This window comes from Gracilibacillus timonensis, assembly GCF_900086715.1.
Classification (GTDB): domain Bacteria; phylum Bacillota; class Bacilli; order Bacillales; family Amphibacillaceae; genus Gracilibacillus; species Gracilibacillus timonensis.
Map to the genome: position 1 here is coordinate 61,673 of NZ_FLKH01000008.1, position 14,854 is coordinate 76,526.

Below are 14,854 nucleotides of genomic sequence, written 5' to 3' on the forward strand. Positions count from 1 at the left end.
TTATTTCAGCAACACGAATTGGCAGCATTTAAATTCGTACTACATACACCAGTTTCAGGTAATTCCAGTTCGACTTTCTCAGAGGCTTCATAATCCCCCGATAAATAAGCTACAATGGATCGAACCTGTTCATGTCCAGTTGCCATTAGGAATGTTGGTGCCCGACCATAACTTTTTGCTCCCACGATATAAAAATCCTTTTCAGGTTGTCGCAATTCTTTTTCTCCATGCGGGCGTACTGTTCCGCAACTGTGTATATTTGGATCAATTAAAGGTGCAAGGTCTTTAACACTTTCTGTTGCTGTATCAATACGGGTTCTCAGCTCACTTGAATTGGAGAAGTCTGGACGATTGCCAGTATTAACAACCATCTCATCTATATCTGAAATCGTTGTTAACTCTCCTTTCGATTCTCCTATAAGCTCTATTTTGCCTTCTTTTTCATGTATACGTTGAATTCTAAAAGGAGTAATTACTTCAAATGTATTTGCATCTACTAAATTGTGTATATGACTTCCTAATGCTCCTCTTGCCTCAAGTGCATCCAGTTCTTCTCCTCCAAATGCATCTTTTACGCTGTTTTTCCTTAAAATCCATATAATTTCCGTTGCAGGATGTTCTTCTTTTAATTTTGCTAATTCCAATAACGAATTAATAGCAGAATGACCACTTCCGACAACAGCAACACGTTTGTTTAGATAACGGTCCTTATCTTTACCAAGAATATCTGGAATGCCATAGAAAATTTGATTTTTTATATCTTTCTCTTCTTTTAACCATATTCCATTTGAATTTGCAGGATTAGGGTTTCCCCAAGTTCCGGTCGCATCTATGACTGCTCTTGCTTCAAATTGTACCAGTTCGTTACCTTGTTCTGCATAAATCACAAAAGGTTGTTGATCTCGATTAGCTGTTTTCATTTTATCTGTATTTTTGCGGCTAATGGAAATAACCTTAGTATTCATAAACAAAGAATTTTTGATTTCTGGTGTATTCGATAACGGTTTTAAGTATTGGTCAACTAACTCTTTACCAGTAGGTAATTCATTTTGATTCGGTACATTCCAATCTTGTTTTTTAAGAAGCTTCAATGCCGTCTTATCAATATTATATTTCCAAGGTGAAAAGACTTGGACATGCCCCCATGTTAAAATATTCTCTCCCACTTTAGAGCCGGATTCTAATAAAATAAAAGGTTGGTCGTAACTAACTAAATGGGCTGTCGCGGCAAGACCTACTGGTCCAGCACCAATGACTGCAATAGGTAAATGTTTGTTATATTGATGATTGCTTACTTGTTGTAGTTCTTCTTGCGGTTGACAACAATTTGTTTTAATTTCTATAGGTTTCACGTTCATCATCCTCCTAAATTTTCACTAATTATTTCTCCATTGTTATCCTATCTTCTTTATAAATTCTGTTTTATATGCTTTATTACGAACTTACTATCAGAGCCTCCCCCTCTTAATGTCGCAGAAGAAAAAGATCGTTGCCCTTCAAGTCCAACATAATAAAGTCCGGGAGTATTTTGACTGATACCAGCTTTCTGTAGTGGTCTTCCCTCCACATCAAATTTTTCTATTGTCTTTAGATATCCAAAATCAGAACGATATCCTGTAGCGAAAATCACAGTGTCTACAGGCTCTTGGTTGCCTTCTGACCAGACAACACCATCAGAATAGAAACGTTCGAACATCTTTTTTTGATTAGGGTTACCAACTTCTAACTTTTCTTTGTATCCAGCCAAATCAACTGTTGAGCTAGGAATTGGAACTGCTTTTCCGAACCTCCAGAAAGGAAACTTATCAAAGCCGATTGCCTTCACCCAATAGTGTAAATCTATTCCTAATATTTTTTGTTTTACTAACTGCACAGACTTACGAACTGCAAGTGTAGTGTTACTCACTTCTGATAATTCCATAGCAATCTGAACAGCTGAGTTTCCACTTCCAACAACGATTACTCTTTGACCAATATACTGATCAGGCTTTTGATAGGAAGAAGAATGAAGATAATTGCCACGAAAAGTATTCATGCCATTCATTTGTGGTAAATAAGGATTATGAAAAGAACCGGTAGCATTAATAATCGTTTTTGCTTTATAGGATTTTCCGTCAGAAGTTTCAATAGAAAATCCTTTTTGGTTACGACTGACCTCATAAACCCGTTGATTAGTTAAGATGGGCAATTTAAAACGTTTGGTGTAGGTGTTCAAGTAACTTATAACATCTTTTTTGGTTGGATAACCTCGCTTGTCATTTTTCATTCTCATGCCTGGTAAAGAAGATAAACGTGCAGGAGAAAAGAGCTTTAAACTATCATAATAATAAGACCATGAACCAGTTGCTTGCGTATTTGCCTCAAGTATTAAATAATTCAATCCGTATTTTGTTAAGTAATACCCCGACGCAAGGCCAGCCTGTCCTCCACCAATGATGATAGAGTCATAAATCATTTTGTTCCTCCTTTTATTTGCAAAATGCAAGCATTATTTTTTTATAAATTTATCTATCTTGGAGCAGGAGCACAGCAAGAACCAATTTTACCCATTGTATTATTAAGTAGCTGAATAGAGCGAAGCACCGTTTCTTTTTCAAAATCAGTCATATGGGCAAATATTTCTTCTAAATAAGTATTTATCTGTTCGTCAATGATTTCAGCTATATTCGTTCCTTCCGCCGTTAACTCAAGCGTATGAATACGGCGATCATTTAGACTTGGTGTCTTATTAACTAAATTCATTTTTATTAAAGATTGAACCTGACGACTAAAAGTAGTAATATCCGTCCCTAAGGCTTCTGCAACTTCTTGGACAGACGGAGCGAGTTGACGATTGATTTCATAAAGAATATGGCTTTGAATTAATGAGATATCAAGTCCATCTGCTGAACAACAATTTTTATTCAAAAGACCAAATCGACGTGTTATCATTTGAAAAAGGTCACGAGTATTTTCCATATTTAAATCACCTCTTTTATTTGTTATACAATATTTATTTGCAAAATGCAAGTAAATTTTATTAATTGAACTTTAATAGGTTAAAGTTTAACATAATCAAGTTGCCATAGCATGTAAAATGTAATTTGTAAAACCATGATCTTCGATTGTATAACCTTCTGCGGTAATATGTGCATTGACTAATTTTATTTCTCGTTCGGCTTTTAAAAATTGTTCTTCAACTTCTTACTTCAATATCATCCGCTCGCTAAATATCCCAATAAAGGTTATAGCGTCGAAAAAATGTTTTCATATGTAAGTTAATGCAACTTTGTTCATCTGACCTTCTCCTGCAATTCCATAGTTCCAAAGTTTTTTTCCATGTTCGGAATCACATATTTTAATTACATCTAGATTACCTCTTTTCTTCATAATTTTATTTTTCATTTAATAGAGCTACAAAAAAACTAGAACAAGGAGAGGACGAGAATGAGAAACGTTCATTGTAAATCACTCCTATTATTTTTTAGCTAACATCAAAAAAGCCATCTGTCGGTTAATACCGATCAAATGACGTTTTAAGTGTATTTATTGGTTTTGTAATAAAGGTTTATAATTCTATAAAAACATGTAGTCTGTTTTGATTACTATTGTTTTTCCAATAATGAATTTCTATAATTAGTTGGCGAGACTCCCTGATGTCTTTTAAACTTTACAGAGAATTGAGTACTGTCACTATACCCAACTTCTAAGGCAATATCTGTTATTGATAATTCTTTAAAGAAAAATAACCTTTTGGCTTCTTCCATTCTTAGTTCGTGTATATAATTTAAGGGAGTTTTTCCCTTTATTTCTTTAAAACTACGTTGTATATAGTAGGGATTTTTATTCAAAATATTACCTAGCAATTTTAAAGTTATCTTTTCTTTATAGTGTTCTTGTATATATTTCAGTACATCTTTTGTGATTTCCTCTTTATATCCTAGCCAATCCATTTGATTTGACTTACATCTAGTACAAGGTCTGAATCCTTCGTTAATAGCTGAATTTAAATCTTTATAGATAATGACATGTTTTGGGTTAGGAGTTCTAGCTGTACAAGAAGGACGACACACTGTTTTGGTTGTCGATAAGGCATAATAAAACATACCATCATATTTTTCATCGTTATTTTTGATTGCTTTCCATTGTTCCTTGTTCAATTCAATCTCTCCTTCTAAATTCGGAGTCAATATCTATAATGCTATATTTTAAAAGTTCATGTACAGTTAAAACAAAAGGTCGGTTGTGCACATCTACCTCCATTATGTGAAGGAGATTATTATATGAATTTTATTGAAAAATTTCAATCCGTAGTGATTTTGATAGCTGTAGGAGTAGGACTATTTTTAGGACAGTATAGTATCTTTGAAAAGAATGCAGAAACTTTTATTCTTCCATTTTTATTATTCATGCTGTATGGGTTATTTTTAACTATTCCATTACAAAACCTTAAAGCTGCTTTAAAAAACGTAAAATTCTTAGGTACAAGTACTGTACTTAATTTTGTATGGACACCAATGTTAGCATGGGGATTAGGAGCAATTTTTTTATCTGATCATCCAGCTTTATGGCTCGGTTTTATTTTATTTCTTGTTACTCCATGTACAGATTGGTATTTAATCTTTACATCCATTGCGAGAGGGAATATGTCTCTTTCCACATCGGTATTACCAGTTAACTTAATTTTGCAAGTTATGTTGCTGCCGGCTTATTTATTCATTTTTGCAGGCACAATGGAGACAGTTGGGTTATCCACTATAATAGAAAGTGTCATCTTTGTCTTATTTGTCCCATTTTTACTAGCCAATATAACACGTTATTTATTTAATAAGAAGAAGGCATTCTTAGAAAAGAAATTAATTCCATTTTTTTCCTTATCACAAATTGTATTTTTGTGTTTAGCTATTGTAGCAATGTTTGCCTCGCAAGGCTATTATTTAATAAATAATTTGGAAGTGATCTTTTTAATCCTTATTCCACTTTTACTATTTTTCATAATAAACTTTTTTGTTGCTCAAACGGTAGGAAAAGTATTTAAGTTTAGCTATGAAGATACAGTAAGTTTAAATATGACAACTATTGCAAGAAATTCACCTGTTGCTTTAGCAATAGTAGTAACAGCTTTCCCAGACCAACCACTAATTGCTCTTGCACTTATAATTGGTCCCTTAATAGAATTACCAGTATTGGCGATAGTATCTCAAAGTTTATTGAGAATTAGAAAACTAGTAAAGTAAATGTTCTTTAGTTTAATGTAAGAATAATCTCCTTTCGAGGTTCTATATTTTCTTATCTCATCTTTCTATTTATTAAATTGCATAAAAAGAGAGAACCGATAGCAAAGAAAGTTCACATTAAATCACTTGATTTCTCATTAGATAATCACACTTAAAACGTCATTTGAACGGTATTTACCGACAGATGACGTTTTAGGTGTGATTATAGATATATGTAATTTTCTTTACATCTATTCAAATCTATAGCTTTTACTGACCTTAAGTTACTGCCTATATATACATGTTATAATTAATAGCAAATTTAACTATAATGAAAGTTTCCTTAATTTGCTCATAATAATATCTCGATAGTTTTTGCTTTTACATTTCTTGCTGCTGAATTTTTTCAGCTATATATTTTGCATCATCACTAACACCATATAGAAGGGCTGAGCTTCTTTTACTCTGCCAGCTTAGCCCTATGAAATACAATCCAACTACATTAGTAACACCAAAACAGTGTAACGGTCTCCCGTGACTACTTAAAGCTCCTTCGATTTGTATCCATGAATAATCATTGCGATAACCAGTTGCCCATATCACATTTTGAACCTGTTTAGATATACCATTATTAAAGCATGCCTTACCTTCTTTAATTTCTATTAGCCTGCCTACGATTTCTACATTTTTTTAACCGTTTTATAGTCATTTCCTATTAACGGCTCTCTTTCCCTTAATATTTTTCCTATAAAAGAATTTGGCTTTGCCCGACCAATTCGGAATTTTTCTAACCACCAAAAGAGACTTCTTCCAGCAATAACCTGAGGAACACTTTTCATTGGTTTACTTTGGGACAATGTAACCTGATGTGTTTTATTTAATTCCGCCGCAATTTGAACGCCTGTATTACCTGCACCTATGATTAAAACATTACCTTTAGGTATTTGGGAAGGGTTACGATATTTAGAAGCATGGATATCAAAACTTGCTGTACCATCATGAATGTTTGGAACAAAAGGATTGTAAAAAGCTCCAGTGGCAACAACTATTTGTTTAGCTTTATACGTTTTACTTTGAGTGATTACTGAGAACTTTTTCTCCCCATTTTTTGATAGTTTTATGACTTTTTCATTATGAACTATCGGCAAGTCATTCTTTATTCTAAATACGTTTAAGTAATCTGCCATTTCATTTTTATCTGGAAAGCCTTTTGGATCTCCTCGAACATGAAACCCATGTAATTGGCTGTAATTCCTAGGAGTAAATAAGCGTAATGAATCATAACGTTTTCGCCAAGAAATGCCCGTTTGCTCATTCTCATCAATAATTATAAAACTTACATTTTTCTGTTTTAGCGAATATCCCATAGCTAACCCTGCTTGCCCTCCACCAATTACAATAACTTCATATTCCATTGAATATCTCCCTATAAGAAATATTTTTATCTTCTAATTTGAGAAAATCGAAAATAATGCGCTGAAGGTGCCATTCTCCATCATAATATAAATCCCTAAACCTATGAAAACAATCGGGACAATCCAGCGTTCATATTTCTCAATTTTCTCTGAGATATATTTCATAGATGCCATTTGATAGCTGACATAACATAAGACCCCCACCATGATGAAAAAGACGAGACTGACAACTGCAATTTCAACTATATTTAATGTTGTAAAATACGGAATATAAATGGAAAAGTCATCAGCACTAGAAGCTAATACAATAAAGGTGACAGTTAGAAATAGTTGATTAAATCGTTCAGATGATAAAAGAGATAAAATGTTGCTCTCATCTGAATCTTCCTCACCCTTAAGCCATACTTTTATACCTAAATATATTGGTAATAGTCCAAGCAAGCCTATAACCCACTGTTGTGGAATAAAGTTTGCACCGAAAGCTGCCAACAAACTTATCAATATAATGATTGCTGTACCTAAATATTGCCCTACAATGATATGCTTTGTTTGCTTTTGTTTAACTGACTGCGTAAACAAAAGCATTAAAATAATTAAATAATCAATTCCTGTCGCTATATAAACTACAATAGCAGATAAGACTGTTGTACCCATTAGCATGCACCCGCTTAATTTTAAATATAATCTTGAAGGGCTCCCGATGTATAGAGAGCTCTGTTCATTTTATTCTTTTACCCTCATAAGCCTCAATCCATTTAAAGCAACTAAAAGGGTTGCTCCCATATCAGATAGAATGGCAATCCACAGAGTTAACCAACCCGGAATAACCAACAGTAAGGCCACTATTTTAATAGCAATAGCAAAGGTAATGTTCGCTTTGATGATATTTAGTGTTTTACGACTGAGTTTAACAGTAAACGGAAGCTTTCTTAAATCATCACCCATAAGAGCAACATCTGCCGTTTCAAGTGCTGTATCTGTACCAGCACCGCCCATTGCTATTCCAACTGAAGAAGCTGCTAATGCTGGGGCATCATTGACACCATCACCAACCATGGCTACATTACCATACTCCGCTCTCAATTGTTTAATATAGTCCAATTTATCCTGCGGCATTAATTCTGCTTGAATATCAGATACGCCTACGTGTGTACCGATTGCATCAGCAGTACCTTTATTATCACCAGTCAACATAATTGTCTTTTTGAGACCTAACTGATGTAACTTTTGAATCACATGTTTGCTGGTTTCACGTACTTCATCAGCAACTGCAATAACGGCAAGTATATTTTCTTCCGTTCCAATAATCATGGCCGTTTTCCCTTGATTTTGAAGATTTTTAACCTTATCTTCAAAATCTTGGCTAAAATCAGGAACAAATAATTCCTTGAAGAGTTTTGGGCTTCCTATATAATAGGTTGTTCCTTTTACAATTCCTTTTATACCCCGGCCTGTAATAGAAGAAAAGTCTGTTACACTTATATCTGAGTACGGGATATTTTCTTGCTCTGCTTTTTTCATAATTGCTGAAGCAAGAGGGTGTTGCGAACGGTATTCAAGCGCTGTAATGATGGAAAGCAGCTCTTTCTCTTCTACCTGTTTATTTAATAAGTTAAAATCTGTTACAACGGGAACGCCTTTCGTGAGTGTTCCTGTTTTATCAAATGCAATGGCTTTTAATCCGCCTATTTCTTCTAAGTAGACACCGCCTTTGACCAGAACACCTTTTTTTGCAGCATTGCCGATTGCTGAAACAATCGAAATGGGAGTCGAAATAACCAACGCACAAGGACATCCAACAACCAGCGTGGCTAGACCTAGGTACACCCAGTTCCCCCAACTTCCATCAAAGAATAAAGGCGGCACGATAGCTACTAATGCTGCAATAACCATAATGCTTGGCGTATAATATTTAGCAAATTTATCCACAAAAGCTTGAGACGGCGCACGTTCTCCTTGCGCTTCCTCCACTAAATGGATAATTTTTGATATCGTTGTGTCTTCAACAAGCTTTGTAATTTTGACCTCAAGCAGCCCTTCTTCATTAAGCGTTCCTGCAAATACTTCATCGTCAACGGCTTTTTCAACAGGAACCGATTCGCCTGTTATCGCTGCTTGGTTAATAGACGAATATCCATTTACAATGACACCATCCATAGCAATTTTTTGCCCTGGTTTAACAAGCATAATATCCCCAATTGCAATATCATTTACATGAATAGTTATTTCTTGTCCATTCCGTCTGACAATAGCTTCCTTTGGTGCAATATCCATTAATGAATGGATGGATTGCCTTGCTCTATCCATGGAAAACCGTTCCAGCGCTTCACTAATAGCAAAGAGTATAACGACAATGGCAACCTCCGCCCATTCCCCAATAATGACACCACCGATTACAGCAACTGTCATGAGGGTTCTCATGTCAAACTGGAATCGAATTAAGTTTTGCAAACCCACTCTAAACAGCGATAATCCGCCTACTAACATAGATGTGATAAATAACAATGCTGTAACGATATTTTCATTTCCGTTTACAAACATAGAAAGGAAACCGAAAGCCATAAATAAGGTCGAGTACAGTAATGTACTATGTTTTTTATAAAATGGAATTTTTTCCTCCTTATCAAGCTCTTCACTTTTTGGGTCTTTCCCTCCATATTCAGCAGTCACCTTAAGATTTTCAAAAGCTCCTGCTTTTTCTAGATCCTCTGTTGTTGCTTCCCCGTAAACGGAAATTTTAGAGGCTCCAAAGTTTACTTTGGCCTCTTGTACACCTTCTAATGCTTTTACGTTATCTTCAAAGGTTTGGGCACAGCTTGCACAACTAAACCCTTGCACACGATAAGTGCTCATTGTTTCTTTCGGTAATGATTCAGACATTTGCTTCCACTTCCTTCTTCTGAACCAGCGTAATGGCCATTAATTGTTTAATTTGTTCATTCTCCAATGAATAAAATGCTAATTTTCCTTCCTTGCGATATGTCACAATTTCTTGTTTATGAAGAGTTCGTAAATGATGAGAAGCTGTAGCTATCGAAGAACCAATAATGTTGGCGATGTCACATACACATAACTCGTCCTCTTGACATAGAGCATAGGAAATCTTTGCTCTATTTTCATCTGCAAGTATTTTAAATAATCGAGAAATACTATAAATATCATGTTGTAGCAAATCTTCTTGTATTCGATTGACTTTTTCTTCGTCATAACAAAAAATTTCACACATATCTTTATTACTCATTTTCTTCACTCCATTACATTCAAATGTTTATTTGATTATAGTATAGTCCTTTTCTTCTAATCATTCAAGTATTTATTTGAATATCATGAAGGATAAATTTCTTTCAATTATTAAATCTTGGAATATGAGTTTCCTACCCAACCAAAATAAGTATTGATAATTTGCTTTATGACTCCTCACAAATGGCATATTTATTTACATTAGAATAAATCATTGATTTTAAGTAATTAAGATGTTAAGAAAATATATGAAATTTGGTTGTATAAAGCGATCACCACTTGTCTAGTACCAAACAGAGCAAGTGATGATCGCTTATACATTTTTTCATACTCTTTATACAAAATTTCTTTTATTTCTATATTACTATGCTCGACCATCAGAATCCTCTAATCGTCCAATTTCATTCATTATTGCCCGTTTTTCTAGTTCTAATTGGTCAATTATCTTAATTAATTCAGGAATAGCATGATCTACCGTATATAGATCATCTGCCATTAGGCAATAGGTGACTTTAATTAATTTTTCTTCTATTTCTGCAAAATATAACTTTCGATTTAACTGATGAGCAAGTAGATTCCTTTCTGTTTTTTTAAATAACATCAAATCCTTACTATTTTTTAATCATACATTGTGAAAAAATGTTTAATCAATTATACTGTGCCCTCTAGTATAAAGTCAGCACTTAAGGAGATTTTGATATAACCACACTCTATAATCTATAGACAACAATTTAGTGTTAAAAAACTATCCATTCACTAAACTTCATGGTGAGCATTTAAATCTGATAATAACAAATGGCAATCATCACCTATTTATTGTAGATTGAACAGGTAGTGATTCTTTATACTTTCCGGCTAAAAATCTTCTTATTCAACAACCATCCAGTTAGAATCTTTCTCTAATGTGAGGTCATATTGTGAAAGTTGTGTTGCTTTTGTGGTATTATCCAAATACTTTACAGTAACCCATACTTTAATTTGATTATCTTGTTCTTGAAATACTGGATTTACAAGCTCAGAAAACGTATAATCTTTTTCAATGGCTGGTAAGGCATTGTTCTTCACATAATAAGCAAGTTCTTGATTCGTTGCTGTTGGGTAAGAGGAAAAGAACGTCACTAAAAACTCCATGACTTCTTCTGCCGTTTCTGATTCTACCGTTCCATCACTTTCCACTTGTTCTGGTGTAAAATTAGATTTTTCGGGCTTATTCCACAGAGTAGGGTTTTGCGTAATGACCAGATTCTTTTGTTCATCTTGATAGAGTACAATACGATAAGTTGAACTTGTTAATGAGCTGTCTTTATCTTCCATGATTTCTTGCTGTACGGAATAAATGACGGAAAACGTATTTTCTGTTTCTTCCGTTATTGACCAAATATTTATATCTTTTACAGTAGAACTAGTAGGAATATCCTCTCGAATCATATCACTATTTAAAGCTTGCAATTCTTCGGTTAAATAATCTTTCAATTTTTCGGTTCGTTCTTCCAATGCTTCAGTTTCATTTTCCCAAGAATAGTAGTCTGTTACAAAGTTTCTTGTAAAACTTTCAATGGCAGTTGTATCTTGAATACGGCTTTCTATAATTTCTCTTTCATGGATCGTATGCTGGTCAATCGCTGTAAAGTTTTTGTAGATCCCAAACGCAAGACTACTAAGAAGCAATATCCATAAAAACAACACGGATTTTTTTCGTTTCCCAATCGTTCTTACTTTTATCTTTTTCGTTTTCTTCGGGTTTTTTTGCTTTTCTTTTATACTAAAAGGCAGCTTCATGTTATCCCAACCTTTCCTTAGTTTTTGATACGTCCAGCACCTACTAGATGTTCTTGCCAGTAAGAAGATGTTAAATCCGCATAACCGATCGGATTCCCCGCATGGAACATTTGATTGTTTCCAACATAAATTCCATTATGCGTAATGTAGTTGGCGGTGTTGTAAGTCGAATGGAAAAATACTAAATCTCCTGGCTTTGCTTCTGATAGAGGGATGTGTTCTGTAGCTTCATACTGTTCTTGAGCGGTACGAGGTAAATTAATTCCTGCTTCACGGAAAATCCATTGTATAAGTCCACTACAATCAAATGAAGTATCAGGATGAGCCCCACCAAAAACATATGGGAAACCCTCATATTTTAAGGCTTCTTCCATCACCAGTCGAAAGGTATCATCATCAAAGGACGGCGTTTCACGAAGATAAGGTTGAAGTAAATCTAAATAAAACATATTGCCATAGCCGTACCTCCAACCACCGTTTTTCTCTATCGCAATGGGGTTAGAGTAGCTGACTTTCTTTCCTCCTGATCGCTCTTTCGCAAAGCTTTCAGCTAGATCAAAAGTGTAAGAGTTTCCTCGTCCTGCCACATAATCAATAAAAGCCCCGCCATAGTTATAAGCTTGAAGTACGGTCGAATCATCGACACCTTTTGTATCTGCTGACTGCAATAAGTTCGCAAGGTATTTCGTTCCCTGTTTAATAGAAGCTTCCGTATCTAACGTGTTCGGTGGTAATCCTAATGATTCACTTGATTGCATAACATCCTCGGCATTACCACCACTTTCAACAGCAATAATCGCAAGTAAAATCGGCACATAGTCGCTGATTCCATATTCATTTGCGTATTTTTCCACCATTGGTTGATGAGCCAGCACATCTTTGGATAGAGATACATTTTGCCAATCATTTGGTGAACCTAAATCCATGGAAGAATCAAAATCTCCTGCTTCATCGGAAATAAAGATAGCAACAAAGGCAAGTAATCCTAAGAATGCCAAGAAACCTATCCCACCGATAATCAGCATGATTTTAAGCTTTAAGAATGTCATGATTTTTTCCTCCTAACGGTTTGTCTCTGGCGTGGAGGTTTCACTTTTTGACGTGTTCGTTTTCTAGGAAGGACAGGTCGCTTAATCACCTGTTGTTCTTTTCCTTTCGATGTTTGTTTCGGCAGTCGGGTAGGGTGTGTTCTTTGGCTTTGCTTCTTTCTTTTTGTGGATACTTGATAAGGCTGATTCACTTTTCTATTTTGATTCTGTAATCTTTGAATTTTTTCTTTTTGCACAGGCACTTGTTTTCTTTTATGACTTTCAGGATTCAGACTTTCTTTCGGCTTCATTTTCTGTTTCTCTTTTGTGAATGAGGAAGGAGAATTCTTTTGTACCGTAGGCTTATTGGAGTAAGCAGTGATATTTTTCTTCTTTTTATCCAAAGCTTGTCGTCTTTCCGCAATCGTCTTTCGATGTTTACTTGTGCGTTCGGTGTTTTCACGTTGTCGCTGCTCTTTGGCTTGTGACACTCCTTGTTTAAAATCCTTGCCTGGCCGTTGAATTTTTTCTTTTCCTTGAGCCAAAGCGTATTTCGTTGTGGTTGGTAAATCTTTGACTTGCTGTTTTCTGTGGTTGATATTCGCTCGTACACGATTTTTCGTGTCTAACACTTTTCCAGTGGTTTGTCCGATCTTTTGACTAAATGATTTTCGCTCCTGATTAGGTTTCTCTGTTTTGTTTGACCGCATAGAGTGCAGACTTTGTATAGGTCGACGGAGAGAGAAAGAATGTTGTGTTTTTCCTGATTTACTCATCATTTTGCCAACGGTTGCTCCAGCCGTTACACCTGTTAACGTACGACTAATGGAACGTTGTAACCTTCGACCACTGCGATAGGCCATCTGTTTCGGGCGACGCATAACGCTCCGTCCAACTTGTTGGGTGTCGCTGCTTTGTAAACGAAACATACTCATGATGTCGCCAAGCTTCATATAAATCCCTGCAAAAGTCACAATTTGCAGAAAAGCAATTAAGAAAAACGGATAGGAGCTGGTTAAGCTATACAGCATGGACGAAATACTAAAAGCTATCGTTATCACGAGTGTGATTCCAGCACGCAGCATAATCACGTTAAACAGTTTTAAAATGGCCTGTTTACCCATGTTTTCAAAAGTCGGTATCATGGAAAGCAGAAAACTAATAGGTAGAAATGTCGCAAACACAATAAATAGAAGTTGGGAGAAAATCATCATCCCCGATAAAAGAAATACAAATATGGAAATCCCGATATTAAATATAAACAAGAAAAAAACCATCCCTAAGCGAGTAGTCGTTTTGGTAATGGTCAAATTTTTATTATCGTGATCCTCAATTTCTGCTTGCACGGCTGCTTCTCGATCTTCTCCATTGTTTGTATCAGGACTGATGGAAACTAAAGCGTCCACTCGTTCTTCTCCAATCGCTTCTTTGTCCGAGTTATCAAACTGCAATAATAACCATGGTTGCTCCACTTGAATGGAAAAAAGGTTATTTCGAATCATATCGACACTATCACTTCCTTGACTGTTGGAGTTAGGCATAAGAATGTTTGTACCTAAGTCAAGTGCTGCTTCACTTACATCTGCGGAAAAATCATTAATTTTTGTAATATAGGTTGGGGCAAACGCAATAAAAGCCGCTGATACGATAAACACCACTAGGAAATTCAAAATAGCACGAAAAGCCTTTGTTGTTTCTCGTTTCATGAGACCTGTATAGGTAACATAAATTCCAACAATCAATACAAAGAGAAGAAGGAAACCAACATAAAAACCTTCTGTTCCAAAACCTTGTGCAGTAACTCCAGCCAATGTTTGCATATTCTGTCCGATGGCGGTTGCTGTTTCAGAAATAAAATCAAGAGAATACGCTTGTTGTACTAAATAACCAGTGGCATTGGAAAGATATAAATTGATAATCCAAATAAAATTGGTGATCGTGTACAGTCCGTACATGACTTGTTTTCCGATTCCATCATCCCAATTCCACGGCAGCCAATCCCACCCCGAATCCACAAAAAAATCTAACTGATAATGGTCGAGTGGATACAAGGAATAAAGATTGTCCTCTGATACCGTATCATCAACTAATCCAGCAGCCTGTGTTACAGTAAACAGGGAAAGAAACAATAAAAAAATGACCGCACCAATGAGTACCGTCATCCATACAATCTTTTTCAGTTTTGGTTTGTTCATCT

Annotated in this window: 14 protein-coding genes; 1 reads left to right on the forward strand and 13 read right to left on the reverse strand. The window is 35.3% G+C overall.

Going from position 1 to position 14,854, the window contains the following annotated elements:
• Nucleotides 1–5 precede the first annotated feature (5 nt).
• The 5 genes from BN6556_RS01420 to BN6556_RS01435 form a co-directional block, all read right to left on the reverse strand.
• Nucleotides 6–1,352 carry an NAD(P)-binding domain-containing protein gene (locus BN6556_RS01420; RefSeq protein WP_235817428.1) on the reverse strand — a complete coding sequence of 449 codons (1,347 nt, stop codon included), beginning with the start codon at nt 1,350–1,352 and terminating at the stop codon, nt 6–8.
• A 56-nt stretch (nt 1,353–1,408) separates the two neighbouring features.
• Complete coding sequence (locus tag BN6556_RS01425; protein ID WP_042533120.1) at nt 1,409–2,455, reverse strand: flavin-containing monooxygenase; 1,047 nt, start codon at nt 2,453–2,455, stop codon at nt 1,409–1,411.
• A gap of 53 nt (nt 2,456–2,508) precedes the next feature.
• Nucleotides 2,509–2,958 (reverse strand): MarR family winged helix-turn-helix transcriptional regulator, encoded by a 450-nt coding sequence (locus BN6556_RS01430; protein ID WP_042533119.1) that lies wholly within the window; start codon nt 2,956–2,958, stop codon nt 2,509–2,511.
• A gap of 96 nt (nt 2,959–3,054) precedes the next feature.
• Nucleotides 3,055–3,147 carry a hypothetical protein gene (locus tag BN6556_RS22870; protein WP_434059225.1) on the reverse strand — a complete coding sequence of 31 codons (93 nt, stop codon included), beginning with the start codon at nt 3,145–3,147 and terminating at the stop codon, nt 3,055–3,057.
• A 437-nt stretch (nt 3,148–3,584) separates the two neighbouring features.
• Nucleotides 3,585–4,139, reverse strand: a complete 555-nt coding sequence (locus BN6556_RS01435; protein WP_078059879.1) for an Ada metal-binding domain-containing protein — start codon at nt 4,137–4,139, stop codon at nt 3,585–3,587.
• Nucleotides 4,140–4,262: 123 nt separating this feature from the next.
• Here BN6556_RS01435 and BN6556_RS01440 point away from each other — a divergent pair, with 123 nt between their 5' ends.
• The gene (locus tag BN6556_RS01440; RefSeq protein WP_066186218.1) at nt 4,263–5,216 is read left to right on the forward strand and encodes an arsenic resistance protein; all 954 of its coding nucleotides are present in this window, start codon (nt 4,263–4,265) and stop codon (nt 5,214–5,216) included.
• Nucleotides 5,217–5,875: 659 nt separating this feature from the next.
• Here the strand turns inward: BN6556_RS01440 and BN6556_RS01445 are convergent.
• The 8 genes from BN6556_RS01445 to BN6556_RS01480 form a co-directional block, all read right to left on the reverse strand.
• Complete coding sequence (locus BN6556_RS01445; protein WP_078059880.1) at nt 5,876–6,610, reverse strand: flavin-containing monooxygenase; 735 nt, start codon at nt 6,608–6,610, stop codon at nt 5,876–5,878.
• A 33-nt stretch (nt 6,611–6,643) separates the two neighbouring features.
• Entirely contained in the window at nt 6,644–7,264 is a 621-nt protein-coding gene (locus BN6556_RS01450; protein ID WP_042533113.1) for a CadD family cadmium resistance transporter, read from the reverse strand.
• Nucleotides 7,265–7,333: 69 nt separating this feature from the next.
• Nucleotides 7,334–9,490 (reverse strand): heavy metal translocating P-type ATPase, encoded by a 2,157-nt coding sequence (locus BN6556_RS01455; RefSeq protein ID WP_042533111.1) that lies wholly within the window; start codon nt 9,488–9,490, stop codon nt 7,334–7,336.
• The gene (locus BN6556_RS01460; protein WP_042533109.1) at nt 9,483–9,851 is read right to left on the reverse strand and encodes an ArsR/SmtB family transcription factor; all 369 of its coding nucleotides are present in this window, start codon (nt 9,849–9,851) and stop codon (nt 9,483–9,485) included. The genes BN6556_RS01455 and BN6556_RS01460 overlap by 8 nt, the downstream gene beginning before the upstream one ends.
• A 363-nt stretch (nt 9,852–10,214) precedes the next feature.
• Entirely contained in the window at nt 10,215–10,451 is a 237-nt protein-coding gene (locus BN6556_RS01465) for a hypothetical protein (protein ID WP_042533107.1), read from the reverse strand.
• 266 nt (nt 10,452–10,717) lie between these two features.
• A complete protein-coding gene (locus BN6556_RS01470; RefSeq protein ID WP_042533105.1) occupies nt 10,718–11,629 on the reverse strand; it encodes a conjugal transfer protein in 912 nt (303 codons plus the stop codon).
• Between the two features lie 17 nt (nt 11,630–11,646).
• Nucleotides 11,647–12,678: a bifunctional lytic transglycosylase/C40 family peptidase gene (locus BN6556_RS01475; RefSeq protein WP_042533103.1), complete on the reverse strand. Its 1,032-nt coding sequence runs from the start codon at nt 12,676–12,678 to the stop codon at nt 11,647–11,649.
• Entirely contained in the window at nt 12,675–14,852 is a 2,178-nt protein-coding gene (locus BN6556_RS01480) for a CD3337/EF1877 family mobilome membrane protein (protein WP_042533101.1), read from the reverse strand. Before BN6556_RS01480 ends, BN6556_RS01475 begins: the two co-directional genes overlap by 4 nt.
• Nucleotides 14,853–14,854 lie beyond the last annotated feature (2 nt).